At 65.5% G+C, this 24,212-nt stretch carries 24 protein-coding genes and 2 pseudogenes; 14 read left to right on the forward strand and 12 right to left on the reverse strand.

The features are described 5' to 3' along the window. Positions 1 to 8: 8 nt before the first annotated feature. Both J6U32_RS11040 and J6U32_RS11045 read right to left on the reverse strand, forming a co-directional pair. Entirely contained in the window at positions 9 to 1,181 is a 1,173-nt protein-coding gene (locus J6U32_RS11040) for a thiolase C-terminal domain-containing protein (RefSeq protein WP_244332803.1), read from the reverse strand. Continuing rightward, complete coding sequence (locus J6U32_RS11045; protein WP_244332805.1) at positions 1,178 to 1,615, reverse strand: Zn-ribbon domain-containing OB-fold protein; 438 nt, start codon at positions 1,613 to 1,615, stop codon at positions 1,178 to 1,180. The genes J6U32_RS11040 and J6U32_RS11045 overlap by 4 nt, the downstream gene beginning before the upstream one ends. Positions 1,616 to 1,957: 342 nt before the next feature. On the opposite strand from J6U32_RS11045, the gene J6U32_RS11050 reads away from it, so the two are divergent. Further along, positions 1,958 to 2,347: a PaaI family thioesterase gene (locus J6U32_RS11050; RefSeq protein ID WP_208795473.1), complete on the forward strand. Its 390-nt coding sequence runs from the start codon at positions 1,958 to 1,960 to the stop codon at positions 2,345 to 2,347. 390 nt (positions 2,348 to 2,737) lie between these two features. Here the strand turns inward: J6U32_RS11050 and J6U32_RS27865 are convergent. Together J6U32_RS27865 and J6U32_RS11060 are read right to left on the reverse strand one after the other, a co-directional pair. Then, positions 2,738 to 2,812 (reverse strand): annotated as a pseudogene (locus tag J6U32_RS27865) (hypothetical protein); the annotation flags it as partial. Then, the gene (locus J6U32_RS11060) at positions 2,785 to 3,030 is read right to left on the reverse strand and encodes a hypothetical protein (RefSeq protein WP_208795475.1); all 246 of its coding nucleotides are present in this window, start codon (positions 3,028 to 3,030) and stop codon (positions 2,785 to 2,787) included. The gene J6U32_RS11060 and the pseudogene J6U32_RS27865, both read right to left, overlap by 28 nt. A gap of 264 nt (positions 3,031 to 3,294) precedes the next feature. Between J6U32_RS11060 and J6U32_RS11065 the strand changes: the two genes are divergently transcribed. After that, positions 3,295 to 4,431 carry an amidohydrolase family protein gene (locus J6U32_RS11065; RefSeq protein ID WP_208795483.1) on the forward strand — a complete coding sequence of 379 codons (1,137 nt, stop codon included), beginning with the start codon at positions 3,295 to 3,297 and terminating at the stop codon, positions 4,429 to 4,431. 175 nt (positions 4,432 to 4,606) lie between these two features. On the opposite strand, the gene J6U32_RS11070 is transcribed toward J6U32_RS11065, so the two are convergent. After that, positions 4,607 to 4,981 carry a pyridoxamine 5'-phosphate oxidase family protein gene (locus J6U32_RS11070; protein WP_244332806.1) on the reverse strand — a complete coding sequence of 125 codons (375 nt, stop codon included), beginning with the start codon at positions 4,979 to 4,981 and terminating at the stop codon, positions 4,607 to 4,609. Between the two features lie 388 nt (positions 4,982 to 5,369). On the opposite strand from J6U32_RS11070, the gene J6U32_RS11075 reads away from it, so the two are divergent. After that, positions 5,370 to 5,972, forward strand: coding sequence for a hypothetical protein (locus J6U32_RS11075; RefSeq protein ID WP_208795485.1), 603 nt, complete (start codon positions 5,370 to 5,372; stop codon positions 5,970 to 5,972). A gap of 155 nt (positions 5,973 to 6,127) precedes the next feature. Here J6U32_RS11075 and J6U32_RS11080 read toward each other — a convergent pair whose 3' ends face one another. Next, entirely contained in the window at positions 6,128 to 6,442 is a 315-nt protein-coding gene (locus tag J6U32_RS11080) for a hypothetical protein (protein WP_208795486.1), read from the reverse strand. Further along, positions 6,439 to 7,062 carry a TetR family transcriptional regulator gene (locus J6U32_RS11085; protein WP_208795487.1) on the reverse strand — a complete coding sequence of 208 codons (624 nt, stop codon included), beginning with the start codon at positions 7,060 to 7,062 and terminating at the stop codon, positions 6,439 to 6,441. The genes J6U32_RS11080 and J6U32_RS11085 overlap by 4 nt, the downstream gene beginning before the upstream one ends. 287 nt (positions 7,063 to 7,349) lie before the next feature. On the opposite strand from J6U32_RS11085, the gene J6U32_RS11090 reads away from it, so the two are divergent. The 4 genes and pseudogenes from J6U32_RS11090 (at position 7,350) to J6U32_RS11105 (ending at position 11,553) form a co-directional block, all read left to right on the forward strand. After that, on the forward strand, positions 7,350 to 8,840 hold the full coding sequence (locus J6U32_RS11090; RefSeq protein WP_208795488.1) for a class I adenylate-forming enzyme family protein: 1,491 nt from the start codon (positions 7,350 to 7,352) through the stop codon (positions 8,838 to 8,840). Positions 8,841 to 8,843: 3 nt separating this feature from the next. Beyond that, a pseudogene (locus tag J6U32_RS11095) lies at positions 8,844 to 9,011 on the forward strand (transposase); the annotation flags it as partial. A 155-nt stretch (positions 9,012 to 9,166) separates the two neighbouring features. Further along, a complete protein-coding gene (locus J6U32_RS11100; protein WP_208795489.1) occupies positions 9,167 to 10,411 on the forward strand; it encodes an IS256 family transposase in 1,245 nt (414 codons plus the stop codon). A 152-nt stretch (positions 10,412 to 10,563) separates the two neighbouring features. After that, positions 10,564 to 11,553, forward strand: a complete 990-nt coding sequence (locus J6U32_RS11105) for an enoyl-CoA hydratase/isomerase family protein (protein ID WP_244332808.1) — start codon at positions 10,564 to 10,566, stop codon at positions 11,551 to 11,553. Here the strand turns inward: J6U32_RS11105 and J6U32_RS11110 are convergent. Then, positions 11,531 to 12,952 carry an amidohydrolase family protein gene (locus J6U32_RS11110; protein ID WP_208795490.1) on the reverse strand — a complete coding sequence of 474 codons (1,422 nt, stop codon included), beginning with the start codon at positions 12,950 to 12,952 and terminating at the stop codon, positions 11,531 to 11,533. The genes J6U32_RS11105 and J6U32_RS11110 overlap by 23 nt on opposite strands. A 20-nt stretch (positions 12,953 to 12,972) precedes the next feature. Here J6U32_RS11110 and J6U32_RS11115 point away from each other — a divergent pair, with 20 nt between their 5' ends. Then, positions 12,973 to 14,244 (forward strand): CoA transferase, encoded by a 1,272-nt coding sequence (locus J6U32_RS11115; RefSeq protein WP_208795491.1) that lies wholly within the window; start codon positions 12,973 to 12,975, stop codon positions 14,242 to 14,244. 406 nt (positions 14,245 to 14,650) lie between these two features. Here the strand turns inward: J6U32_RS11115 and J6U32_RS27390 are convergent, their stop codons facing one another. Further along, a complete protein-coding gene (locus J6U32_RS27390; protein WP_348273372.1) occupies positions 14,651 to 14,827 on the reverse strand; it encodes a DUF433 domain-containing protein in 177 nt (58 codons plus the stop codon). 159 nt (positions 14,828 to 14,986) lie between these two features. Here J6U32_RS27390 and J6U32_RS11125 point away from each other — a divergent pair, with 159 nt between their 5' ends. Genes J6U32_RS11125 through J6U32_RS11135 form a run of 3 tightly spaced genes read left to right on the forward strand, consistent with a single transcriptional unit; the run spans position 14,987 to position 17,232 of the window. Beyond that, positions 14,987 to 15,937, forward strand: a complete 951-nt coding sequence (locus J6U32_RS11125) for a helix-turn-helix transcriptional regulator (protein ID WP_208795492.1) — start codon at positions 14,987 to 14,989, stop codon at positions 15,935 to 15,937. 57 nt (positions 15,938 to 15,994) lie between these two features. Then, positions 15,995 to 16,387, forward strand: a complete 393-nt coding sequence (locus tag J6U32_RS11130; RefSeq protein ID WP_208795493.1) for a hypothetical protein — start codon at positions 15,995 to 15,997, stop codon at positions 16,385 to 16,387. Between the two features lie 2 nt (positions 16,388 to 16,389). Beyond that, on the forward strand, positions 16,390 to 17,232 hold the full coding sequence (locus tag J6U32_RS11135; protein WP_208795494.1) for an alpha/beta hydrolase: 843 nt from the start codon (positions 16,390 to 16,392) through the stop codon (positions 17,230 to 17,232). On the opposite strand, the gene J6U32_RS11140 is transcribed toward J6U32_RS11135, so the two are convergent. Together J6U32_RS11140 and J6U32_RS11145 are read right to left on the reverse strand one after the other, a co-directional pair. After that, a complete protein-coding gene (locus tag J6U32_RS11140) occupies positions 17,195 to 18,445 on the reverse strand; it encodes an SAM-dependent methyltransferase (RefSeq protein WP_208795495.1) in 1,251 nt (416 codons plus the stop codon). The two genes, J6U32_RS11135 and J6U32_RS11140, sit on opposite strands and share 38 nt — an antisense overlap. Before the next feature lie 258 nt (positions 18,446 to 18,703). After that, positions 18,704 to 20,131: an aldehyde dehydrogenase family protein gene (locus tag J6U32_RS11145; protein ID WP_208795496.1), complete on the reverse strand. Its 1,428-nt coding sequence runs from the start codon at positions 20,129 to 20,131 to the stop codon at positions 18,704 to 18,706. Positions 20,132 to 20,289: 158 nt separating this feature from the next. On the opposite strand from J6U32_RS11145, the gene J6U32_RS11150 reads away from it, so the two are divergent. From J6U32_RS11150 to J6U32_RS11160, 3 genes are all read left to right on the forward strand, one after another. Then, positions 20,290 to 20,610 carry a putative quinol monooxygenase gene (locus J6U32_RS11150; protein ID WP_208795497.1) on the forward strand — a complete coding sequence of 107 codons (321 nt, stop codon included), beginning with the start codon at positions 20,290 to 20,292 and terminating at the stop codon, positions 20,608 to 20,610. A 303-nt stretch (positions 20,611 to 20,913) separates the two neighbouring features. Next, positions 20,914 to 21,414 (forward strand): TNT domain-containing protein, encoded by a 501-nt coding sequence (locus J6U32_RS11155; RefSeq protein WP_244332810.1) that lies wholly within the window; start codon positions 20,914 to 20,916, stop codon positions 21,412 to 21,414. Between the two features lies 1 nt (position 21,415). Next, positions 21,416 to 21,865, forward strand: a complete 450-nt coding sequence (locus tag J6U32_RS11160) for an Imm63 family immunity protein (protein ID WP_208795499.1) — start codon at positions 21,416 to 21,418, stop codon at positions 21,863 to 21,865. Here J6U32_RS11160 and J6U32_RS11165 read toward each other — a convergent pair. Beyond that, positions 21,857 to 24,202, reverse strand: coding sequence for an MMPL family transporter (locus J6U32_RS11165; protein WP_208795500.1), 2,346 nt, complete (start codon positions 24,200 to 24,202; stop codon positions 21,857 to 21,859). The genes J6U32_RS11160 and J6U32_RS11165 overlap by 9 nt on opposite strands. Positions 24,203 to 24,212: the final 10 nt, after the last annotated feature.

Raw genomic sequence — 24,212 nt, forward strand, 5'->3', positions numbered from 1 at the left:
GCTACCTCTCACGAGCGGTGGAGTGTGACGCCTTGGGCGTTGAAGAAGAATCCGCCGGCGGTGACGATGGCGCGCTGAGCGCCGTCGACCTGCCGCGAGCCGGCTCGGCCCTGAAGTTGGAGGACGGCCTCGCGAAGGTGGCCCGAGCCCTGCGTGCCACCCTCGGAGAGCGAACCGCCGTGGGTGTTTATCGGCACTCGTCCGTTGATCAGGACGCGCTGCTTCTCGGTGTCCCAGTGCTGGGCGAGGAACTCGCCTGCCTCGCCGCGGCCGCACCAGCCGACGTTTTCGAACCAGTTCAGCGTGATGATCGTGAAGCCGTCGTACGGGTAGTAGACGTCGCAGTCCTCGATCCAGAAGTCGCTTTTGGCCTTGAGAGCCTGGACCGTGATCTGCTGGCCGTGGTGATCGAGATCGACGCTTTGGTCCTCGTCGTTTTTCGCGGCCATGCCAAGGGCGACGGCGTCGACCAGGACGGGTGGGTGCGGCAGATCGCGAGCTCGCTCCGGCGTGGTGATGACGAACGCGTCTGCGCCGTCCACCGCGATGTCCATGTCGTAAAGACACAGCGGCCAGCGCACCATCCGTGCCGACAGGTAGTCGTCCATGGTGAGCGGCTCGCGCATCGCAGCACCGGGATTGAGGACGGCGTTGGAGCGGCCGTTGATGGCGACATAGCCAAGATGTTCTCGCGGCACCTTGAACTCGTGGATGTAACGAGAAGCCCAGGCCGTATACCCGGACGAGGCCGACACACTGTCGACCACGCCGTTCATCGGCAGTCCGCCGACTGCGGCGCTGCGACGGAACGGGTCCTTCCACGCTGAGCCGGTGTTCCACGGCAGACGATAGGCACCGTGGTAGACGAGGACCGTCTCGCACATCCCCGAGGCCACCGCGCTCGCAGCCGCCGCGATGTGGTTGACGAGCGGCATCATCGGATTGGCGAACCAGGTCACCTCCGGGATACCCAGCATGGACTGAACAGACGGAGCGCTCGGATTGGTGCCGCAGATGCCGTCGACGTCTTTGGCTGTGAGCCCTGACTCCTGAAGCACCTTGATGCACGCCTCGGCGACAAGGGAGGCCTGGCTGCGGCCACTGTTGGTCGCCGTCATTCCGGTTGTCGCGACACCCGCGAAGGCAACCTTGTCGCGCATCGGATTGCGTGACGTGATCATGATTCATCTCCCAGTCGGAACGCGGGAACCGGCACGCCGCCGCGCTCGATCCAGTCGAGGTGGACGCGCTCTCCAATCGCGATGTCGTCATTGGGGGAGCCGATGACGGTGGCGGTGAAGCGCAGGCCGGGCTGTTCGTCGAGCTCGACCGTCACCAGCGGGTACGGAGTGCTGTAGTCGACGCCCGGAATCGGCGGGCCCTGGTGCATGAAGATGCAGAGGTAGATGCTGCCGTTGCCGCTGACCGGCTCTGCGCTGACGTCGGTAGACCAGCAAGAAGGACAGACCGGCCGCGGCGGGTGGTGCCAACCGCCGCAGTCCCCGCAGCGGTTGATCAGTAGCCGGTGCTCGAGACGGCCGCGGAAGTGCGACGCGTTGTCCCGCTCGACGCCATAGCCGGCGAAGGCCTCCAACAGTTCCTCGTCTGAGATCACAGAGTCATCACCTGCTGTTTGATGGACCACGCCTCGGGGATTTCACGGCCCGAGACCTGACCCGCACCGGTGATAACGATGACCTTGTTCGTGAAGCGGTTCAAGCCACCCTCCTATCGGATGACGGGGGTGTGACCCCCATCATTTTGTATAGCGTAAAGGGCGCCTACCGACATTACAATCTTTTGCATAGGTTAAATGATCTGAATAGGAGTGATGATGGCTGAAAGTGCTTGGGCAGGTGCGGATTTCACGCGGCCGCCGTCGGAGGTCGGCATCGCGTTGTGTTGCGCGTGTGAGCGGCGCGGGTGCTGCCAGCTCGGTCTCGGACGGGAGGAGCTCATGACCGACGGCTCGGTCGAGACGACGCTCGTGTGCGGTGCTGAGCACGAGGGCGGCCCGGGGGTTGCCCACGGCGGCTGGATCGCAGCGACGTTCGACGAGGTGACCGGCCATGTCACCCTGCTTTCCGGTCGGTTGGCAGTGACTGGCCAGATGACGGTCTCCTACCTGAAGCCGGTGCCGATCGAGCGGCCCCTCCGGGCCAAGGCGTGGGCAGTACGCAAGGAGGAGGGTCGGTGGTTCGTCGAGGCGGAGCTTCGGCTGGCGACCACCGGAGCCCTCCTGGGGCGGGCCGAGGCCACGATGGTGCTGCGCGACCGTGCCCACTTCGAGCGCCATCGGGCGTGGCTCGCCGAGCAGGACGAGTTGGCGCGCGGCGCCGGGATTTGACTCCGGCGCCGTGCCTGACCGGTGCCGGCTGCGGCGGTCAGATCTTGGTGGCGCCGTCGTCGGCAGTCGGCACTGCGTGCCGGTGATGGTTCGGGCGTCGTCGCTCGCCAGGAAGTCGAAGCGTTGGCGATGTCCTCCGCGCTGGAAATTAGCGGATTTAACCGGTACTGGCCCATCACTGCCTGGTACTACGGGCTCTCGGTGAACATCTTGTCGCTTCCCTTGACGCCTTCCAGTGCCATCACTGGTAGCTGAGCCTCGCAGATGGTCCGGGGTCGCGCGGACCCGGTAGGGCGAAAAGGCGATTGCGGCGTCCTGGCGGGCCCTTGGTTCTGCGACGGAGCTGGCGCAGATGATGGACCCGCCGTTGTCGTCCTCGATCATGGCCGGGATCGACGCTCGCAACGTGGTGTATGTGCCGGTGACGTTGATGTCGATCATGTCCTGCCAACGATCAGCCGGCATCTCTCAGGTCCGTCCCAGGTCGAGATTCCGGCACTCGCCACCACGACGTCGAGTCGGCCCAGTTCGCGTCGGCCCAGTTCGGCGATCCTGCGGCCGACGAGTTCCTCGAGCGCTGACAGGTCGCGGATAGCGACCGCAGTCCAAACGACTCGGCTGCCCAGTGCCTCGACCCGGCCGCACACGCCGTCGAGTGCGACGTCGGCGCCCTCCTGGGCCATACGGAGGGCGTGTGCCCCGCCCCGCCGCCCCGACCCCGTGGCTCCGGAGAGAAGGCCACCTGGCCCTCCGGCTTGCCCATTCGTCATTCCTCCCGTGGTTCGATGGCAAATCTCAACTCGCTGACTAAGGTAGATAATAGGAGGGGATCGCGGGAGGATCCTCCTCGGCGGGCGGGTCCTGGAGCGGAACCTGTTCAAGTGTCCCTTGACCTAGCGTTCTTACGCTGTAAGGTGACTATCAGAGCCAAGCGAATGGAGATGTTGATGGAACGCAAGATCTGGGCAAACTCTGGTGACTCGCACTTCCTGGAGCCGGCCGATATCTTCAGTGAGCGGCTGCCCCGTGATCTCGCGGAGCGGATGCCAAGATCGGAGAAGAGTGCGGACGGCACCAAGGAAACCGTCTACATCGACGGGGATTCCTTCGAGCGGCCTCTCCCGCGTCCGATCAAGGACGGTGAGTTCAAGGGGCAGACAATCGAGACCCTCAGCGCTCGCCCGCCGGGCGCGACGAACACCTACGAGCGTCTCAAGGATCTCGACCAGGAGGGCGTCTGGGGCGAGATCACGTTCCCGTCGCTCGGTATGTGGGCGAACATGATCAAGGATCCGGTGCTGGTCCGGGAAGGGTCCAAGGCCGTCAACGACTGGGCAATGGAAGAGATCCAGAATGTCGCCCCCGACCGTCTGATCGCTACCGCAATGCTGCCGCTGCTGGACGCCAAGGACGCGGCTGCGGAGGTCTATCGCGCGAAGGAGCGCGGCTTCTACGCGGTCTACCTGCCCACGGTGCCGCCCCAGGGGATGCCCACCTACAACGACCCGGTCTGGGAGCCGATGTGGGCGGCGATCGCCGAGACCGGCCTGATCCTGACCATCCATATCGGCACCGATGCCGGCGTCACGGTCCATTACCGTGGTCCAGGCGGCGCGGTGATGAACTACGTCGAGACGACGTACGGCGGCCAGCGCGCCACCACCCAGCTGATCGCGGGCGGTGTGCTTGACCGCTACGAGAGCCTCAAGGTTCTCATCGCCGAGGGCGGTGCCGCGTGGGCTCCCTTCATAGGCGACCGGATGAACGAGGGCTACCGCCAGCACGGCATGTTCGTCCGCCCGAAGCTGTCGCTGCTGCCCAAGGAGTACATCTATCGACAGGTGTACGTCTCGTTCCAGCATGATGAGACGGCCGTCGACGCGGTCACCTCGATGGGTTATCAGAACGTCATGTGGGGCAGCGACTATCCGCATCTCGAGGGCACGTACGGGCACACTCAGAAGACGCTGCACGAGTTGTTCGACGGGGTCGATCAGAAGGTCCGTCACCGAGTCACGATCGGATCGTTCCTCGACCTGTTCCCGCACATCGGTGAGCCCCCGGGCAACCTCGACCTGAACTGATCGGAGCGCGATGCACAAAACAGCGGCGGCGTGGATGTCCACGCCGCCGCTGTGGCTTTTGCCGGGTCCTGACCGTCGCTCAGTGAGCGGTCTTGTGGAAGTCCCAACTGACTGTGAGCGCAGGCACGAGGCGCAGCTACGCGTGGCCGACAGTTGATGAAGAACGTGCCGCCGCCTACTTGTCGCCGAACAGTCCCTCCGGAACTGCGAGGCTCTCGTCGGCGTTCTCGGTCCGCGGCGCGTTGCCCACCTGCTCCACCGATCCGATCAACTCGACGCCGCGCAGTTCCGAGAAGTCGGTGCCGGCGTCGATGACGACGCTGACCCGAAGGTCTCGCTGCAGGTTGACCCAGCGCTGCGATCTCACGATCGAGTTGAGCCAGAGCGACTGGCAGTCCCAGACAAACCACAGCGGAGAGTTGTGCGGCCGGCCGTCGGCACCGAGGGGGGCCGCGCGGCACATGCGCCCCTGGCCGAGGAAGGCATCGCGCTCGCCCTGGTCCATTGCGATCGCCCGCCCGCGCCGCTGTGAACTGGTTGTTCCGGTCATAGATCGACTATATGCAGGAAGATCTGAATAAATGCACTGGTCGGTCCAGGGGTGGTGGTGAGCAGGGCACCAGTTTCGTCGACACCGCCGACGCGTACGGCGGTCCCAGCGGCCCGGAGAAGATCATCGGTCACTGGTTCGCGCAGGGTGGTCTGAGGCGTGACAAGTCCCGTGATCGCCGCCAAGTTGTACGACTGGCGCACCCGACTGGCCGAACGCCCGTCGGTACGGCACATCCGAAGGGCAACGAGGCCGCCACGGGGCGTGGACTCCTCGGCTTGGTTTCGGAGCAGAGCATCGACAACCTCACGGCCGGGATGTGGAGCTCGGAGTTCCTTGCCTGCGTGCCTGGACTATGGCCTCGGCGTGATCGCGTGGAGCCCCTCGGGTGGCGGATTCCTCGGCGGCGTTCTGCAGAAGGCCGCTCGACGACTCGCTGGGCGCACTCGCCATCGCCATCCGGCTCAGCGCCGACACGCTCGTGCAGCTGGACGAGATCGTCCCCGGCTCGGGAGGCGCCGCGGCTGACGCCTACGCCCATCCCGTCGTACGCGGAGAGGGAGAGCGAGCAGTTCCAAGTCGCACATGTGGGGGCGCCGCTCAGATGAGCCCGACCTGCGTGACGCTGACGACCCGCGCACCTTCCGCCATCGCCCACGACCGCGCGGTGGGGCCGCTCTACGGCGTCCATCCCAGCAGCGATGGATGCTCCGTCCTGTTCGGCGCGGTCGAACTCAAGTTCTTCGAGCGGTTCCGCGCGGGCGTCGGGCGACCGGACCTCGTCGACCACCACTTCTGCGACGACATCGAGTTCGGCTTCGGTGACGACGAACTGCACCGCCAGCTCAAGCCGGTCTTCGCATCGGCGACGCGGCAGCAGCGCTTCGTCGACTGGGACGTACCCGGCAGCACTGTGCTGCAATCGCCCGATTCGACCTCTTCACCGCCCGTGGCCTCCTGGAGCGCGAGCGCGGGCAGTGGCCCTACGTGATGCTTCCGATCCGCTGGCAGCGTGTTGATGAGCGCGCCGGCTCCGGGCTGAGGCGCCCCGCAGCGCTCGGCGCAGACAACGAATCCGTTATCGCTGAGTGGCTCCGCTGGCATGGGTGGGCTGATCGGACGATCGGCCCACCCATTGTCGTGAGGTCATTCCGCCGCGAAGTGGGCGACCGCTTCGGCCTTCTGTAGGGCCGGATGATCGCCGTCGACCGGGTGGAGTACAACGCTCAGCCGGCCCTCGCGCGGCACGTCATCGGCGTACCACGCCGAGCCATCATCAGCGCGGACGAGTAACTTGTGGGCGTCTGCGGTGTCCCACTCCGCCTGCACGGCGCGCAGCGGCGGATGAAGGAAGTACGAACCGCTCACGACGGGCTCACCATCACGGACCCAGAGCTCGAAGCTGGGGTTGCCTATCGGCTCCTCCTCCTCCGGGGGGAGTTGTCTTGTCGGTTCACTCATGCCTGTGTCCTTTCCAGAACGGGTTGCGGTGCGGGTACGCGGGTCTGCAGCCCGCGGATCAGGGTCTCCACCCCGAAGTCGTAGAAGTCCGCGCCGTGCAGTTCTGCGCTGACGGAGCTTGCGCGAGAGACGATGTCGGTGGGGTCGGCGACGTCGTCGCGTCGAGTGTCGCCTTGCAGAGTCACGCGGTAGCGACCGAACAAGTAGGTGTGGATCAGGGCGTAGGCGCGCACCACATCGGTGTCGTCGAAGCCGGCCTCGGAGAGCAACTCCATGATGGTTCGCATCACGTCGCGCTGGGTGCTATGCATTCGGTCCAGAAGCACCTCGCCGACGCCACGGTGCTGTCGCAGGGTGGCGTCGATCCGGTCGATCAGCGTGCGCAGGCGGACCGGCCAAGTCTCATTGCCCAAGTCGGTGGTGAGAATCTTCGCCAATGCTTGAGCTGCGACGAGGTCGAGCAGTTCCTGCTTGTTTGCGACGTAGTAGTAGGCCGCCATCGCCGAGACTCCGAGCTCTCGTGACAGCGCACGCATCGACAGAGCGCCGACGCCGTCGCGACGCACGATCGCCAGCGCCGCGTCAACGATCGCGTCCTCGGTGAGCGGACTCGTCGCCATCGGTCCTCCTCGGCTTATACATCGTAAGAATACTCGGCCTAGTCAACCTACTATGCCGGACGCAACGGTGCCCCTACCAGCCATGTGAGGTCGGTCGTACGGGTGCGATCAGGAACTGGCGGAACAGGAGATGTCGACCATCACGTACTTGGCGCAGGGGAGTTCCAGGATGCCGGCGCGCGCCCGCCAATTAGGTAACTGATATAGATAAAAGTCCCTATCGAGGGTTAGCATCTTTGGGCGGACACGTCCGCCGAGTGTGCTCTACGAAGAAGGAGTTGCCCCGCATGAACCTGACAATGTTGCTCGAAATGGCCGCGGACGGCTTCGGCGACCGGGTGGTCGTCGGCCGCCGCACCGATGGTTTGACCGCGGGCGACCTGCGCCAGGCGGCGCTGCGCGGTGCGGAGCTGGTGGCCGCGACCGAGGCCGAGGCGATCGTCTACGTCGCGGTCAACGGACCGGCCTTCCCGGTCGCCATGTTCGCCGCAGCATATGCCGGTGTGCCGCTGGTGCCGCTGAACTTCCGGCTCGGCGAGGAGCAGCTGGTCGATCTCCTCGACAAGCACCCCGGCGCGTTGATGATCGTGGATCCCACCGCGACCGGCCTTCTCGCTCGCGGTGGGGAGCGTGCCCGGACCACCGAACAGTGGGTCGCGGAGACGACCGTCGGCGCCGAGCTTGAGGCGAGTCTCGTCGAGAGTGATGCGCCGGCGGCGATCATCTACACCTCAGGTACGACGTCCGCGCCGAAGGGCGTGCTGCTGCGGCACACCAACCTGACCTCGTACGTCCTCGGCACCGTCGAGTTCGCCAGCGCCGACGAGGAGGAGGCAGCGCTGGTCAGCGTGCCGCCTTACCACATCGCCGCGGTCGCCAACGTCATCTCGAACCTCTTCGCCGGGCGCCGCACCATCGTGCTCGACCGCTTCGAGCCGTCCGAGTGGCTCGGGACCGTGCGCTCGGAGGAGATCACCAGCGCGCTGGTGGTGCCGACGATGCTCGCTCGGATCGTGGACTTCGACGGTGACAAGTCCGCTCCCTCGCTGCGAAACCTCGCCTACGGTGGTGCGCCGATGCCTGCTCCGGTCATCCGTCGCGCGATGGAGACCTGGCCCGAGGTCAACTTCGTGAATGCGTATGGGCTCACCGAGACGAGTTCGACGGTCGCCCTGCTGTCACCCGACGACCACCGGGCCGCGTATGAGTCGCCGGACCCTTTCGTGCGGGTCCGGCTCGGCTCGGTGGGTCGCGCGGTGCCTGGGGTCGAGATCGAGATCCGCAACGACGAGGGCTGGGCGGTAAGGGCCGGCGAACGGGGTCACATCTGGATTTCCGGGGAGCAGGTCTCCGCGGAGTACGCCGGCATCGGCCGCATGGTCGACGAGCGCGGATTCTTCGACACGCGAGACGAGGGCTTCCTCGACGAGGACGGCTACCTGTTCGTAGGCGGGCGTACTGACGACACCATCATCCGGGGCGCCGAGAACATTGCGCCGGCTGAGATCGAGAGCGTCTTCTACCGCCATGAGGCGGTTTCGGACGTGGCGGTGATCGGGATCCCCGACGAGGAGTGGGGCCAGTGCGTCGTCGCCGTGGTCGTTCTCCACGAAGGGGCGAGCGCAACGTCCGACGAGTTGCGCGAGTTTGTTCGTGGCACCCTTCGGTCGAGCAAGACTCCTGACCAGATCGTCTTCTGGCACGAGTTGCCGCGGACCGAGACAGGCAAACTGGTGCGGCGCAACGTCGTCGCGCAGTTCCGGTCGGAGCGTGTCTGAGTTTTCTGGGCCGGCGTGTGTGCGAATCTGGCCAACTGTGGCGTCAAGGACGTGGTGATCGTGTGCTTTAGCGGGCCGAGCGGGTTCCCCGAGGCGATCGAGGCAACCTGGCCGCTGGAGGTGGTGCAAACGTGTGTGGTGCACCTGATCCGCAACGCGATGCGGTTCGTGAAGGGTAAGTCCCTTGGGGTGGTGGGGTTTCGGGGGTGACGTCAGCTGAGCCAGGTTCGGTCTGGTGCGGCGTGTCGTTGGGGCTGTGGGTGGGCCATCGCGTAGTGGTCGGTGAGTTACCGACCAAGGTGACTCACAGAAGGAACACGTACGCGATGACCCACGACCACTCTGCCTTGCTCGCCCAACTCGACGCACTTACGGCCGCTGATTCCGGGGCGGTATTCGCCGGGTTGATCCGAGCTGGTCCACAAGCCCTGGTTGAGGCTGAAGCCAGCGAGAAAAGCGGTGCCGGCCGCTATGAGCGTTCCGTGGAACGCTCGACTCACCGAAACGGCCATCGCACCAAGAACGTGTCGACGACCTCGGGTGATGTCGAAGTCAAGATCGCCAAGCTGCGGTCCGGATCGTTCTTCCCGAGCCTGCTAAAACGACGCGGACGCATCGACAGAGCACTGCACGCAGGGGCGATGGAGGCCTACGTCCACGGCGTGTCCACCCGCAGCGTTGATGACCTCGTCAACGCCCTTGGCGTCTCGACCGGGATCTCCAAGTCCGAGGTCTCCCGTAGCTGCGCCGGCCTGGACCAGGAAATCGCCGCGTTCCGCGAGCGCTTGCTCACCCACACCGAGTTCCCCTACGTGTTCGCCGATGCCACTTTCTGCAAGGTTCGCGTCGGTGTGCACGTGCTCTCACGAGCGTTGGTCGTAGCGACGGGAGTGTCGATCGACGGCACGCGTGAAGTGTTGGGTACCGCAGTCGGCGACTCGGAGTCCTTCGAGTTCTGGCGCGAATTTGTCGCCTCCCTCAAAGCGTGGGGTCTGTCCGGGGTGCATCTGGCGATCTCCGATGCCTACGCTGGGTTTAAAGCCGCTGCAGCACAACAGTTCACCAACGCGACCTGGCAACGATGCCGGGTACACTTCATGCGGAACCTGCACGGGGCGGTGTCAGCGAAACAGGCACCGGTGGTCACCGCGGCGGTCAAGACCATCGTCACTCACACCGAGCCCGCCGAGCGGTGGGATCAGGTCGCCGACACCCTGGAAATGTCGTTCCCCAAAGTGGCGGCAATGATGTCCGAAGCCAAACCCGACGTGCTCGCGTTCACCGCGTTCCCCAACGCTCACTGGCAGAAGATCTGGTCGAACAATCCCATCGAACGGAGCAGCAAGGAGATCGAACGCCGCGCTGATGTTGTGGATATCTTCCCCAACCCAGCGGCGTTCCTGCGGCTGGCGACCGCGGTCGTGATCGAGGCCCACGACGAATGGCAGGTCACCCGCCGCTACCTGTCCGATGTTTCCATGCTCGAACTCAGGAAGGTGATCGCCGCCAAACAACACGCCGCCACTGGACCAAACCCACCAAAACGACTAGCACTCACCGTAACTCGTTGATCACAACGCGTGAGTCCACGCCGATCCGCAGTCCACCACTCCGCGGGGCAGTATCTCGCTGCTTTCGTCCAATAATCGGTGTGGCACCGAAGAGAGCTACCGGCGTCGAGGAAGGCGTTGTCGTCGGTTCGCTCTCACGATAGGCTCCCAGCGTGTTCCCGGTTCCCGCCACTCAAGTCGTGGATCTCGCAGGGCCGCAGGGTCACTTCGATCATCGTGATTCTCTCGACAAGACGATTCGGATCGGTGTCCTTGACGGCTCGGTAGGCGACGGTGATTGGGCCGCGATGCAGAACTACTGCGACCTGGTCTATATTCGATCGGGCGCCCATGCCGTCAGGCGGTGCGCCATAGCAGTCCCGGACGTCCATGCTGCTGCTGAGGCGCTGTGCAGTCACATCGAGGACAACCCGCAGGCGTCGGCGATCTTGGCGTCGGTGTTGCGGGCCAGTGATTCGATGTCGGTGCGTGCGGGTCTCGATGTTGAATCGTGGGCGTACTCAACTCTTCTCGGAGGCGTCGAGTTCAGCATGTGGCTGGGCGGGCGTGGTGACCGCGATCTGCCCGGTGAGGTCGACGATGGTGTCGTGGTCGAGCGCGACAACGACACTCTGGTCATCGTGTTGAACCGACCCGAGCGTCGTAACGCCTACGGGGCGGCGCTGCGTGATTCTCTCTGCGCTGCGCTGGACATCGCGATCATCGATGACTCGATCAGATCGGTGGAGATACGCGCCAGTGGTCCGGTTTTCTGTGCCGGTGGCGATCTCGCCGAGTTCGGTACCACTCCGGATCCGGTAACCGCCCATTTCGTTCGTACCGCGGCTGGCGCAGCTGTGCGGCTGGCGCAGGTTGCGGATCGAAGCGACGCCTTCTTACATGGCGCGTGTGTGGGTGCGGGAATCGAGATCCCGGCATTCGCTTGCCGGATCACAGCCGATCCCGGCGCATACTTTCGGCTCCCGGAGGTGTCGATGGGGTTGATCCCCGGGGCTGGCGGTACCGTCAGCATTCCCCGACGTATAGGTCGATGGCGGACTTTCCACATGGCCGTCAGCGGCGACATAATCGATGCCGCCACAGCTCTGCAGTGGGGTCTCGTCGACGAGATCCGTCCGGTCACACCCTACGTCCGTCAATGATGGTGGCGACCGCCGCGGTGCGTGAGGGGTCGGCCAACACATCTCGCATCGGGCGGTCGAGGACCACTAGGTCGGCGCGCTGCCCGATCGCGATGCGTTGGGCGTGACCACCTGGATTGCGTGCGGGTTTCTGGTAGAGCGCCAACGCGTCGAGGGCACTGATCCGATCGTCTGACGCCCCGACGGTGCGCCCGGTCGCGGTGCGCCGGTGGACCGCGGCCGCGATGTTGTTCCATGGGTCGATCGGGCCGTATGGTGCGTCGCTGCTGAGGGCTACGGGCACGCCGGCGGCGATCAGTGATCCACAGCGATAGAGATCGTTGTGGTCGCCGTCGTCGGACACGTCGAGGAAATCGTCGCCGCGATGGGGGAGAAAGCCGGGTTGGGTGACCACAATCAGACCGGCAGAAGATATTTCGGCGATGGCGTCTGGAGATACCATGCCGGCGTGCTCGATCCGATCACCTGCACGAACGCCGACGTCTCCCCACGCCGCCAACGCAATCGCCAGCGCCGCATAGCTGACGGAGTGAATCGCGACGGAACGACCGACGGCGTGTGCGGCCTTGATACGCGATGCCAAAGCGTCGGGATGCACGAGCGCCGAATCGGCAAGGACGATTTTGTACGGTCCGAACGAGATTCGAGCTGTGCTTCCAGCAGGCCGATCGGTGAGCGGTGCGCCCAATAGCAGAACACGTTGCGGGACAGTGCCGTCTGAGACTGCGTCCTTGATCAGGCCGATTGCGTCGTCGTCGAGATCTGGCGTTGCATCGGTGATTTCGGTGATGCCGTGGTCGGCGAGGACTCGTCCGACGGCCGCGAGGTCAGGCGGCCCCGTGGGGGGCAGTCGGCTACGAAGCCAGCTGTCGGCGCGCCACAATCGGCCGGTCGGTTCCCCCCTGGCCGACCGCTCGATACCGGGATGATCCGACTGCGCGAGTCCGGTTGCGTCGATGGCTGCGGTGTTGAGCATCCACAGGGCTCCGCTGCGATGCTGCACTCGGGTGGGTCGAAACCCGGTCATTGCATCAAGGGCTTCTCGAGTCAGGTCTCCGGCGACGGTCTCGACGTAACCAACACCGCGAATCCAGCCGCCGTCGTCGGGTTCGGCGTGTGCGAGTGCATCGTGCAGCGACGTCCGATCGTGCACGGTGGGCGGGCCACAGGTCACCGACGACATCGCCGCCGCCATCGCGAACAGATGGACGTGGTGGTCGACAATCCCGGTGATTACGGCACATCCGTCTGCGTCGATGACGACCCCCGGTGCGGTGTCGAGTTCGCTACTGATGCCGGTGACCACCGACGCACCGGAGCGGCCCTTTCCCACCGCGATCTGCTGCAACGGCCCTACTCCGACATCTGCGTTGACGATCAACAACTCGGTGCTGGGCATGTTTCGTATGCTATTCCGCAATGAACCACAGGGACGGAGACCTCGCTGCCGCGGAGCAGTGGGCGCGTTCAGGTCTTGCCTATCTGACCGGACTGCCCGAAGGCCCACCGGACTTCTCCTGCGCAATGGTGCTCGCCGAAGCGCAACGCCGACTCGACGAGTTCTGGAAGCTCATGCGATCGGTCAACTCCACGCGCGATGGTTGGCGCGTCGAGATCGATTGTCGTGGCTTTGATCGCGCCGACGTCTTGCTGTCCGGGCGCGCAGGGCTTCTCGGGTGGAAACGCCGAGGACAGATATCCGCCGGAGGAGGCACACACCTCATCCAGGCATTCGATGAGTGGTTTGCGCTGACGCTGGCCCGTCCCGACGACATCGCCGCGGTACCCGCCTTGCTGTTGAGTGATGAGAACGCCGACCAGCCAGCAGCCATGTGGGAGGCGGTCGAACGCGCCGCGCGATCGGCGTCGGCGTCGTACTGGGTGGAACGAGCGCGGTTACTCGGAATCCCCAGCGCAGTGCTGGGGGAGGCCGCCGCGAACGAGCCTCTCGTCGTGCACCGTTCGGAGGCGACAGCGGAGGCCGGTTACGACCCATTGTTGGTGGTAGATCTCGCGTCGATGTGGGCTGGTCCACTGGCCACACGATTGTTGTCGGTGGCGGGGGCGACTGTAGTGAAAGTCGAAACCCGTAGCCGACCTGACGGAACCCGTGTCGGTGATCATCACTTCTTCGACTGGATGAACAGCGGCAAACTGTCGAAGGTGGTCGACTTCGATCGCGATGGCGACAAGCTACGCCAACTGCTGTCGGTCGCCGACGTCGTCGTCGAGGGATCTCGTCCGGCTGCGCTGCGGCGTCGTGGACTGGACGCCAAGAGTGTCTCTCCGCGGCCCGGACAAGTATGGGTCCGGCTCACCGCACACGGCGTGCACGGTCCGCCGGCGGAGTGGGTGGGTTTCGGCGACGACGCAGCAGTCGCGGGGGGACTGGTGGCCGGGACTCGCGAACAGCCAGTGTTCTGCGGCGACGCGATCGCCGATCCCTTGACCGGAATCGAGACAGCCGCCGCGATCGCGCGGGCAATCGCCATCGGACGTGCGTGCACCATCGACATCTCGCTTGCTGCAACTGCGGCACGGTATGCCCGCTTCGCCGTGGCTGAGATTGCAGATAGGTCGCTGCCTGCCGTGCGTGCCCCTGTCGGGCCCGCAATCGTCGGTTCGGGTCCTCGGCTCGGTGTGGACGACTCGTTTGTCGATGATATTGTGCGAAAACGGATTCGGGGTTGAGTCGAATTCTTGTGATGGGCGACTACCTCTTACCTCTGCCGTCGACCCCCGTGTCGCTGTGATGACCCAACTTAGCCCGAGGAGCGCCGATGATGCGCATGCCAATGTCTTCGGTGCGGTAAAGGGTAGGTGTAGCCGCGGGGCTGCTGCCGCAGTGGCGGGGCGATTGACGATCCCGAGGCGAGCCGGTGAGTACTGATCATGTTGTGCTGCTGAACAAATGGGTGTCGCAAAGGTTGCGGTCCCTGGCGATGACGGTGCGGTGTTCAAGGTCGGTGCGTCTGCAGATTTCTCGATAGATTGTCCGATTGCCATCGCCCAGCTCTGACGAGTGAGTCGCCTCGTGCCCTGGCTCGGTTCAACAGATCGGCCAGGCGTGTGGGTAACTGCGCGCCGACCAAGAACCTCACGCTGCGTCGAACGGAACTGGATGGCCACCTGCGGTGAGCGCGCCGAACTCAAGGGCGGCGACCAGATCTTGGGACTCGAGGTCGGGATAGTCGGCGAGAATCTTTTCCCGGCTCATCCCAGACGCCAGGAGATCGAGAAGCATGGACACGGGGTAGCGCAGCCCCCGGATCACGGGCTGTCCGTGGCAGATCTCCGGATCGCTGACGACTCGTCCCAGTTCAGACGTGGCACCAATGGTAACCGTCGTGGATCGCGCACACAGAGGCTCGCATGGATAGGACGATGGCAATAGCTGACACCTTCTGTCGTGATTTTCTGACAGACTTCTCGCATGCGCGCCGAGCGGTTGTTGTCGGTTCTGATGCTGGTGCGATCACGGGGCCGGATGACCGCTGCCGATCTGGCGACGGAATTGGAGGTCTCCGAACGCACCGTGCTCCGTGACATCGAGGCGCTGTCGTTGTCCGGCGTGCCGGTCTACTCCGAACGCGGCGGCCATGGCGGATTCGCGTTGGTTCCGGGATATCGGACGGACCTCTCTGGACTGACGCTGCACGAATCGATTGCCCTGCTCTCCGGCGGAGGGCGAATCGATTCGCCGGCGGCGGCGCGCGCCAAACGCAAACTCGAGGCATCCCTGCCGGATGCGCACCGCGGCCAGGCGGCCGACGCGGCCCGTCGAATCCTCGTGCGTCCCGACGGATTCGTGAAAGCGGCCGACCACCTCGATGCGCTACCGCCGGTACAACAGGCCGTCGTCGAAGGCCTGCGGATTGCCGTGGTCTATCAGCGGCCCGGAGCCGAGCCCGCCGAACGCGTTCTCGATCCGATCGGGCTGATCGTCGCCGGGGACACCTGGTATCTGGTCGCGAATTCCCAAGGGGACGAACGTATGTACCGGATCTCGAGGATGTCGGACGTGCGCCTTCTCGACGAGCCCGCCGACCGTGCGGACTCCGTCGATCTCGAGCAGGTGTGGGAACGCCGTCGGGATGCGTTCCGCTCCGGTTTCACTCCGCTCGACGCGACGGTCGCGTGCTCACCGGAATCGGTGGAGGCCCTGACGCGTGGACCGGTATCCGTCCTGTCCGTGGAACCCGACTCCGACGCGACCGAAACAGCTGGCGGGGTGCGCGTGACGCTGCGCTTCGGCGACGGGGCGCGCGCGACACGGATCCTGTGGTGGCTGTCGTTCGACGTCAAGCTGTCGGTGATCGAGCCGACTGCGCTCCGACGAGAGTTGGCAGAACGCGCCCAGCGACTCGCGGCAGTGCACATCTGAGCTGCGGGTGCCCGCATTTGCCCCCTGTACCTCGCGCGAACAGCGATAATGACACCCATGGCAGACAAAGGTGTGCACGGGGTGGGGGCGCGTCCCGCTGAGCGTCAGCGAATCCGGAAGCTGGCGCAGGCCGCACTCAATGCGGATGTGACCGTCGAGCAGGTCGACACGATCCTGACCGACCTGGGCTCGGCGCTCGACGGCTTCGACCGCACGCTGTCCGACCTGGACGGCACGATCGAATCGCTCAACTCCACCCTGGGCCAGCTGAGTACGACCCTGAACATGGTCGATGCGACCGTGGATCGGATGGCCGACGTCGTCGCCCGTCTGGAGAAGGTCGTCGGCAGGGTGGAAGTGCTTGTCGCGGTGGGTGAGACGGCGCTGAAGCCGCTCGGCGCGATCGAATCGGCCGGACGCAGTGTGATGTCGCGGATCGGGCTGGGGTGACCATGTCGGCAGCCGAAGAACGGCAGTTCCGCGGGGCGCACGGCGAGACGATCGTCTACGACCTGTACCGGCCGGATGTCGGCGAGCCGCGTGCCGTGGTCGTCATCGCACACGGGATGGGTGAGCACGGCCGGCGCTACCGACACGTCGTCGATGCACTCACCGGGGCCGGGTATCTCGTCGCCGTTCCCGATCACCTCGGTCACGGGCGATCCGGTGGGGCGCGGATGCGCATCACCCGGTTCAGCCAGTACACCGACGACCTCGCCCGGGTGATCTCCGAGATGGGGATCGACGGCGTGCCGACCTTCTTGATCGGCCACAGCATGGGCGGGTGCATCGCCTTGGACTACGCGCTCGATCACCCCGAAGCCCTTGCCGGACTGGTGTTGTCCGGGGCGGCGATCATGCCGGGCGACGATCTACCCGGTCCGTTGATCGCGGTGTCCAAGCTGGTGGGCAAGATCGCTCCCACCTTGCCGACCCTGGCCCTGGACTCGGGCAGCATCAGCCGCGATCCGGCGGTGGTCGCCGACTACGAGTCCGACCCGCTGGTGCACCGCGGCAAGATTCCCGCCCGTCTCGGAGCCGAGATGGTCTCGACCATGCAGTCGTTTCCCGCGCGGCTGCCCTCGCTGCGGATGCCGGTGCTGGTGATGCACGGCAGCGAGGACACGCTCACCAACCCCGACGGCAGCCGGCTCGTCGACGAGTTGGCGTCGTCAACCGACAAGACGTTGATCATCTGGGACGGGTTGCGTCACGAGATCTTCAACGAGCCCGAAAAGGACGAGGTGATCGGCACTCTCACGCGCTGGCTGGCGCAGCGGGTCGGCGCATCGTGATCTGCTCGACGTCCATGCGGCCGTCGCGGAAGGCCATGCGCCCGCCGACGAGGTAGAGCCGCCACACCCGCGCCATCTCTTCGCCGACGAGGTCGATGACGGCGGCCTGGTTCTTCTCGAACGTCTCGTACCACGCGTCGACGGTGCGCACGTAGTCCTGGCCCATGTGCCGGATGTCGGTGACGTGCAGCCCGGCGTCGGCGAGCATGCCGACCGTCTGCGAGACCGGACGCATGTACATGTCGGGGGCGATGAAGGACTCGATGAACGGACCGCCGCCGGGATGGTGTCCGGCGCGCCGCGACATCTGCTGGATGCACACGCCGCCGCCGGGAACCACCTTGTCGTGCAACACCTTCGCGTACGTGGGGTAGTTGCGTTGCCCCACATGTTCGCCCATCTCGATGGAGGCGACGGCATCGAAGCCGGTGTCAGGGATCTCGCGGTAGTCCTGGACGCGGATCTCCACCAGGTCGCCGAGGCCGCGTTCGGCGATCCGGGCGTCGATGAACTGTTTCTGCTCGGCGGCGATCGTCACGCCGACGACGCGAGCGCCGTAGTGCAGGGCTGCATACAGCGACAGCGAACCCCACCCGCATCCGATGTCGAGGAGGCGGGCTCCCGGCCCCAGCTGGTCCAGCCCGACGTTGCGGCACACCCGATCCAGCTTGTCGGCTTGTGCATCGGCCAGCGAGTAGCCGGGATCGTCGGAGGTCCACAACGCGCTCGAATATGCCATGTGCTCGTCGAGGAGCAGCGCGTAGAAGTCGTTCGACAAGTCGTAGTGGTGGCTGATCGCGGCCCGGTCCCGGGCTCGCGAATGCAGTCGCCCGCGCACCCGCGCCTGGGTGGCCGGTGGGGCCATCGGCGGGCCGAGGAGCCGATATTCGACGGCGAGTCGGGCGAGGTCGAACAGCAGACGGGGTGTCGGACGGATCGGTCCCAGACCGCGCTCGGTGACCGCCGCCCACACGTGGGACAGCGCCTCATCGAGGTCGCCGGAGACGTCGAGTTCACCGGTCACATAGGCCTGCGCCGCACCGAGTTCGCCCGGATGCCACAGCATGCGCCGCAACGCATCCCGGCTGTAGAGGACGACGTGGGGCGCGTCGTGCGGGCCGGCGGTGCTGCCGTCCCACGCGGTCAGATGCACCGGCAGGTCGCCGCCGATCCGGTCTTCGATCACTCGTGCCAGCGATGCGGCGACGGTCATGGGGGCCTCCTGGGATGGGGTCGGTCACCCGTTGTTCGCCGCCCGCCGCGGTACGGATGGGTCACCGCGTGCCGCAGTTGTTCGCCGACAGCGCCCCGGATCCCGCCGACAGCGCCCGAGACAACGCCGACAGCGCCCCGGATCCCGCCGACAGCGCCCTTGACAGCGCCGACAGCGCCCGAGAAAACGCTGTCGGCGAGGTGAGGAGCGCCGTCGGCGGTGGCCGAGGCGCCGCCATACGACGCTGCGGCCGGTGGGTCAGGCGCTGTAGCCCAGCAGCGACTTGACCTCGAGGAAGTCCTCGAAGCCGTAGTCGCCGCCCCACTCGCGGCCGTTGCCGCTCTTCTTGTAGCCGCCGAACGGGGCGGCCGGGTCGACCTGCGCGCCGTTGAGCGAGATCGATCCGGCTCGGATCGCCCCGCCGATGCGGCGCACCTCGTCGAGGTCCTTGCCGGACACGTAGCCGGCGAGACCGTACTCGGTGTCGTTGGCGATCTTGACGGCTTCGTCGATCGAGTCGTAGCCGATCACCACCAGCACCGGCCCGAAGACCTCGGTGCGGGCGATCTCCATGTCGTTGGTGACGTTGGTGAACACGGTCGGCTTGACATAGAAGCCCGTCTCCAGACCGTCCGGTCGACCCGCCCCACCGATGACGGCATTGGCGCCCTCGTCGATTGCGCGCTCGATGAGACCCTGGATCTTGTCGAACTGGGCCTCGGAGACCACCGGGCCCAGCCGGACGCTGCTGTTGGGATCGCCGACGGTCAGATCGGCACCGGTGGCCTTGGCGATCTCGGCGACCTCGTCGAGCCGCGAGTTGGGAACGAGCATGCGGCTCGGCGCGTTACACGACTGTCCCGAGTTGAGCATCATCGTCGCGATGCCGCCGGCGACGTTCTTCGCGAAGTCCTCGTCGTCGAGGATGATGTTGGGGCTCTTGCCGCCGAGTTCCTGTGCCACGCGCTTGACCGACGGGGCCGCGTTCTTCGCGACCTCGATGCCCGCCCGGGTGGAGCCGGTGAAGGAGATCATGTCGACGTCGGGATGCGACGACAACGCGACGCCGACACCCGGCCCGTCACCGTTGACGAGATTGAACACACCGGCGGGCACACCTGCGGCATCCATGATCTCGGCCACGATGGCCGCGCTGAACGGCGCGATCTCCGACGGCTTGAGCACGACGGTGCAGCCGGTGGCCAGGGCCGGGGCCAGCTTGCACATCACTTGGTTGAGCGGCCAGTTCCACGGGGTGATGAACCCGCACACGCCAACCGGCTCCTTGACGATGCGGTGGCTGCCGCGGTCCTCACCGAACGAATAGGTGGGCAGAGTCGCCGCTGCGGTCATGAGGTGACCAAGCCCGATCGGTACCTGAGCGGCCTTCGACAGTCCGGCCGGAGCGCCCATCTCCTCGGTGACCGCAGCGGCCAGGTCGTCCATGCGCTTCTGATACTCGGCGACGATGGCGTTGAGTACGGCGGTGCGCTCCTCGACGGAGGTGACGCCCCAGGTGGTGAAGGCCCGCTTCGCCGCGGCGACGGCGGCATCGACGTCGGCGGCGGTGCCGAGTGCGACCTGACCCGCCGACTTCTCGGTGGCCGGGTTGATCACGTCGATGAGGTTCAGTTCGGTCGGCTCGACCCACTGGCCATCGATGTAGAACTTGGTGATCTCGCGCATGTGTCCTCCGTCTCGGGGCCTATGCCCATGTGTGTTCCACCCCACACTATCCCTCCCCGACAACGCCCGAGCTAGCGGTCGGTAAGCGCAGGTGAACTGTCTCAGAACGAGACGGATCGACGCACCGAACGACCGGTTGGCGTCCTAGGCTGATCCTCATGATCCACATCGTCGCCACCTGGAAGATCAAGCCCGAATACGCCGACTCCTGGCCGTCGCTGAGCAAGGAATTCACCGAGGCCACGCGCTCCGAACCGGGCAATCGCTGGTTCGAGTGGTCGCGCAGCATCGACGACCCGAACGCCTACGTACTCATCGAGGCCTTCGACGACGACGCCGCCGGAGCCCACGTCAACAGTGATCACTTCGCGAAGGCCACCGCCGAGCTGCCGGCCTATCTCGCCGAGACTCCGAAGATCATCAACACCACCGTCGATCAGGATGAATGGTCGGAATTGGGGGAGATGGCGGTCGATTAGGCTGCGCTTCCCTGAGATCGGGCTGTACAAATGGTGAGGCGCGGTTAAGATCTGTGCAGCTCGCCATGGTGACGAGCACCTTTGTTGAAAGGCGCGGCCATGGTTCGTCGCAGAGTTCTGTTGATTCTGTGCGTTTCTGTCTCGATCATTCTCTCGGGCGGCGGGATTGCCTCGGCTGCACCGGGTTCGGTCGATCTCGGGTCGTCCGGCTGGGATATTCCGGGAATCACACACGGCTGCTCGAAAGAACTGTTCAACGGAGACAAGCGACTCGGGCCCGAAACTCTGTCGAACAAGGCTCCGGTGGGTCCGCAATTGGTCGGTTACCACCGATTCGGAAAGCTCAACGCCACATCTTTCCTGAAGAAGTGGTGGAATGACGGAAAGAACACCTGGAACTGGCCCGACAAGCAGGGCTACGTGCTCGACGGCAACGGCAATCCGATCAAGAGTGAGATCACCCTGTCGCCCGGAACGCGAATCGACCGCTATGGCAGCGAGTACGGCAACTTCTTGGCGCCCGAGGGGACCCCGTACGCCAGGCGTGGCCTGCCCCCGGTGAACCTGGTTGGTGACTACCCCGAGTCGTGCAACTACCACGACTACACGGTGCTCAAGCCCATGAAGGTCTACAGCGGCAAGATCGCCCCGGTATTCGAGCAGCCCAGCCTCGGCCTGCAATACGAGGTGGTGGCCGACCTGCTGGTGGTCACACCGAAGGACGAGGAGTGCGGAGCGACGGTGAACGTCTTCTGGCTGCGATGCGCGGGCTACCTGCAACAGACCTTTCCGGGACCGCAGTAGCGTGACCCGACCGCCTAACCTGCTCGACGACGAGACGCGCACGCGTATCGAGGACCTCGCGCGCCGGATGGACACCCGGCCGGGTGATGTGCCGGAACTCGGATTCGTGCGCGACGACGGCTTCCCGTCGTGCTGGCAGGCGCCGGACGGTTCCTGGCATCTGATGAGCCGGGAACGGGGGCAGGTCATTTCCGACCGGGTGGCCACCGATCGTGAGGAGTTCGTGCGGATGGTCGCCGAGCAGATCGCCGAGATGCGGGCCCACCGGCTCCACGAGCCGGGTACACCGGGCTTCCGGCGTGCGGCATGGCAGGAACAGTACGACGCACTCGGATCGGTCGACAAGGCATGGGCCCGGCAATGGCTCGACGCCACGCGAGCAGAGTTGATCTCGCGTGGCGCCGACGCCGCGGTGCTCGACGGGTTGCCCTCGGCGCAGGACTCAGCGTGAGGTGCTAACGGGTTCGCGTTCGGGCTCGTCATCGGGTGCCGTGCCGGCACCGAGTTGCTCGCCCTCGATGTCGATGTTGGGCAGGATGCGGTCGAGCCAGCGTGGCAGCCACCACGCCTTGTCGCCGAGCAGGGTGAGCACGGCGGGCATCAGCGTCATGCGGATGATGAACGCGTCGAAGACGACGGCGATGGCGAGTGCGAAGCCCATCACCTTGATGAATTGCATGTCCTGCAACATGAACGCGGCGAACACCGAGATCATGATGGCGGCGGCCGCGGCCACCACGCGCGCACTGTGCCGGTACCCGATGACGACCGCCGGCTTCGCGTCGGCGCCGTGTACGTAGGCCTCCCGCATGCGCGTCACCAGGAACACCTGATAGTCCATCGCCAAGCCGAACACGATGCCCACCAACATGATCGGCAAGAAGCTCACCAGCGGCTGCGGGTTGCTGACGATGCTGCCCCAGCCGTCGGTGAACAGTGCGACGGTGACACCGAAGGTGGCCGCGACCGACAGCAGGAACCCGAGTGCGGCGACCAGCGGCACCAGGATCGAGCGGAACACCACGATCAGGATCAGGAAGGCCAGACCGACCACGATCAGCACGTAGGGGATCAGTGAACTCGACAACCGGTCGGAGACGTCGAGTTCGATCGCCGTCTGCCCGGTCACCCCGTAGGTCAGGCCGGTGCGTTTCTCGACGCCGGACTCCATGTCGCGCAGGTGGGTCACCAGATCGTGTGTCTGGTCCGAATCGGCGGCGCTGGAGGGGATCACGGAGATCTCGACGGTGTCGCCGGCCTTGTTGATGCCGTCGGCGGCGATCCATGCGTGTGCCACACCGTCGGTGGCGCGGACCTGACCGACGAGGCGATCGAAGGCCTGCACGCGTTCGGGCTCGCCGTTGACGCCGCGTCCGTCGACCACGAGGACGAGCGGTCCGTTGTAGCCGGGTCCGTACTCGTCGGCGACGAGGTCGTAGGCCTGTCGCTGGGTGGTCGAGGGGTCCGAGGTGCCGTCGTTGGGCAACGCCAGTTTGAGTCCCACCAGCGGTAAGGCCAGCAGGATCAGCAGCACGACGATGACACCGGTGATCACGCGCGGATGATCCACCACCCGCCGCACGTAGCGCTGCCCGTTGTGCACGCGCACCGACTCATCGCCGGTGACGTCGGGGGCGTTGAGGAAGCGTAGGCGGCCGGCAAAGGCCTTGCTGCCGAACAGCCCCAGGATCGCGGGCAGCAACGTCAACGCCACCAGGACGGCCACGATGACTGTGCCCGCGGCGGCGATGCCCATCGCGGTCAGGAACGGGATGTTGACCACGGCGAGCGCGGCGAGCGCGATCACCACCGTCGACCCGGCGAACACCACTGCCGAGCCCGCGGTGCCCACTGCGCGTCCGGCGGCCTCGGCGCGGCTCGCCGACCTGTGTATCTCGTGTCGGTAGCGCGAGACGATGAACAAGGCGTAGTCGATCCCGACGGCCAGGCCGATCATCGTCGCGAGCACCGGGGTTTCCTGGCTCAGGTCGAAGAAGCCGGTGGCGATGGATACACCGAGCATGCCCACGGCGACACCGATGATCGCGGTCAGAATCGGCATACCCCAGGCGACCAGGGAGGCGAAGGTCAGGATCAGGATGATCGCGCCGATCCCGATACCGATGATCTCCGAGGTTTCACTGAGCTTGAATCCGCTTGTGGCGGTGCCCTTCATCTCGACGGTCAGGCCGGCGTCGCGGCCGGTCTGGGCGACCTTGTCCATCGCGTCGTGCATCGACGAGGTGACATCCGCGGCGGCCGAGACATCGAACCCCGCCCCGAACTGCACGGCGGTGGCGTCGGCGTTGACCGGCGCTCCTGCCTGCACGGTGGCCGCAGCGGCCTCGGGGGTGGCGCCGAATGTCTTCTCCTGGAAGGCGATCAGCTGCTGACGGATAGGCCCGGGGTTGGCCTGGGTGCCGTAGACCTGCAGCGGATTGATGAGCTTGTCGGGGTTCTTCACCTTCTCGACGGTCTTGAGCTCGTCGAGCATGCGCTGCACCGCGTCGGCGTAACGCGGGTCGGACAGCGATGCACCCTTGGGCGTGGCCACCACGTAGGTCACGCTGACGTCGTCACCGAATTTCGGCTTGTCCGGGAAGCGTTCGACCATGAGGTTCTGCGCCCGCTCGGACGGGATGCCCGGGATCGAGAAGCTCTCGGTGGTGGGTTTGGACAGGAACGCGGCGCCGACACCGAGTGCGATCAGCACCAATATCCACACTGCGATGGTCTTGAACCGGTTGGTGTAGGCCCAGCGGCCCACCCGGGACAGGAATGTTGCCACGGAACAAAAC

It is taken from the genome of Gordonia polyisoprenivorans (assembly GCF_017654315.1).
GTDB lineage: Bacteria > Actinomycetota > Actinomycetes > Mycobacteriales > Mycobacteriaceae > Gordonia > Gordonia polyisoprenivorans_A.